The organism is Pseudomonas sp. NFACC14 (genome assembly GCF_900106885.1).
Lineage (GTDB): Bacteria > Pseudomonadota > Gammaproteobacteria > Pseudomonadales > Pseudomonadaceae > Aquipseudomonas > Aquipseudomonas fluorescens_AA.
In genome coordinates this window covers 1-2,559 of sequence record NZ_FNOA01000055.1, presented here as the reverse complement: position 1 = coordinate 2,559, position 2,559 = coordinate 1, and the positions used below count along the sequence as shown (strand labels likewise).

At 64.4% G+C, this 2,559-nt stretch carries 1 protein-coding gene; it reads right to left on the bottom strand.

Translation table 11 applies throughout. From position 1 onward, the window contains the following. The coding region (locus BLU85_RS30070) for an AMP-binding protein (RefSeq protein ID WP_139212831.1) at nt 1–2,559 on the bottom strand (2,559 nt) is incomplete at both ends.

The following is a 2,559-nucleotide window of genomic DNA, read 5'->3' as shown; positions in this document are numbered from 1 at the left end:
GTCGAGAACAGGGTTTTCGACAGGGTTTCAGCGTCAAAGGCGCCATGAGCCCAGGTCAGGAAGTTCACCGTATTGCGGTGCTCGATCATCACACCCTTAGGCATACCGGTGGAACCGGAGGTGTAGATCACGTAGGCCAGATGGGACGAGGTCAGCTCAGGCACCTGCGGATTGGGCGCCACCTCGTCCTGCCAGATGCCTTTGTCGAGATCGATCAACGGGATCGCCGTCTCGCCCAGCAAGCCACGTGTGGCCGTCTGCACCAGGATCGCCGCCGGGGCGCTGTCCTCGAGCATGTAGGCAATCCGATCCGCCGGATAGGCCGGATCCAGCGGCACATAACCGCCGCCCGCCTTCAGGATCGCCAGCAAGCCCACGACCATGTCGAGGCTACGCTCGACACAGATCGCCACCCGCGAGTCCGGCTGCACACCCTGTTTGCGCAGGTAATGGGCCAACCGGTTGGCGAGCCCATTGAGCTCGCGATAGTTGAGCTGGTGCCGGCCATGACGCACCGCCAGCGCATCCGGCGTGCGTCGCACCTGTTCCTCGAACAAGCCGTGAATGGTCTGTTCCAGTGGGTACTCGGCGTCAGTGGCGTTGAACGCCACCAGCAATTGCTCGCGCTCGTCGGCAGGTACGATCGACAACTCGCGCAACGGGGCGTCAGGTGCATGCTCCAGCGCCTGCACCAGGCTCTCCAACGCCATATGCATGTAGCCGCAGACACGTCGCGCACCCACTTCGACCACCGCCTGGGCTGTCAGCAGGAAACCTTCGCCGAGGTCGTCGACGTTCAGGCACAACGGGTAGTTGGTCCGCTCTTCCATGCCCAGGGTGTGAATCCCGTGCCAGGCCGAGATGGCCTGCTCGGACGCGGCTTCACCGGCGCTGTGCCGATAGTTCAACAATGCGCTGAACAATGGAAGCGAGGCCGGTACACCGCTGCAACGCTGGGCCAATGCCAGGGAGGCATGTTCATGCCCCAACAATCCGCTCAACCGGGCGTGGGTAGCCTTCACGCCTGTACGGACGTCGATGTGCCCCACACTCACCCGCAACGGCAAGGTATTGATGAACATCCCCAGCGCCCGGTCCGCACCCTCGCCGCCCTGCATCCGGCCCATCAGTACGGTGCCGAACACCACTTCCTCACGCCCTGAGACGCGCCCGACCACCTGGCCCCAGGCCAGGTGGACCAGGCTCGCCGCACTCACCCCGAGCTGACGGGCCTGCGTCCGCAAGCGCTGGGCCAATGCCCCATCCACGCCTTGTTGCATTTCTTCGATGCCGCTGCCGTCGCCCTGCACATTCAGCAGACCGAACGGCAACGTCGGTTCGTCGATGTCACCCAGCATGTCGCGGAAGAACGCTTCGTGCTGTTCGCGACTCACGCCCAACCGGGCCTGGGCGACATGATTGCGGTACGGCACAGCCGGTGCGAGCGGCTCTGCCTGGTCCAGCAGGCTGGCCTGCATTTCATGCACCACCACCTCAAGGGCGGTGTGGTCCAGCGCCACGTGATGGAACAGCAGCATGCCGACCCAACGCTGATTCGCCAGATCCTGGGCATAGGCCAGCCGCATCAACGGTGCCTGGGCAATGTCGAGGCGGTAGTGACGCGGGTCGAAGCGTTCGTGCAACTGTTGCACTGCATCGCCCGCCGCCGGATCCAGCCCGACTTCTTCAAAGGCCAGCGTCGCGTGGCGCCAGACCACCTGCACCGGTGACTCCAGGCCCTGCCAGGCCATGCCGGTGCGCAGGATATCGTTGCGCGACACCACGCTCTGCAAAGCCTGGGCAAAGGCTTGCAGGCGCTCGCGACTGTCAAAGCCGAACATCACCTGCAACACGTAGGGGTCGCCCTGCTCCGCAGCCAGGTGATGGTAGAGAATGCCCTCCTGCAACGGCGCCAGGGCATAGATGTCCTGCACGTTGGCGACGCCGCCAGGCACTGTCGCCACGATCCGGTCGATGGACTCCTGGTCCAGATCGGCCAGGGGCAACATGTCCGGGGTGATTCGTGTGCAGCCAGCGGGAATGAGGTTGGCCGGGACCACGACGTCCGCGTGTCCGCCAACCGCAGCAGCCAGCGCAGCCAATGTCGGCTGGCCGAACAGCACCCGCACGTCGGCGCTCAGATCGATCTGGCGCATGCGCTCGATCAGCTTCACCGCCAGCAGCGAATGCCCCCCCAGTTCGAAGAAATTGTCGTGGCGACCTACTCGTTCGAGCTTGAGCAAATCCTGCCAGATTCGGGCAATGGCGCTTTCCACTTCCCCTTGGGGAGCTTCGTATTCGCGGCTGATCACCGCCGACTGATCCGGTGCCGGCAACGCCTTGCGATCCAGCTTGCCGTTGGTGGTCAGCGGGAAGGCTTCGAGCATCACGAAAGCACTCGGCACCATGTAGTCGGCCAGCGAGCCCAGCAACTGCGTGCGCAGCTCGCCAGCCACTGGCCGCGCGTCTTCCTTGGCGATGACATAAGCCACCAGGCGCTGGTCCCCCGGCGCGTCCTCACGGGCGATGACCACCGCCTCTCTGACGCCTTCGCAAGCC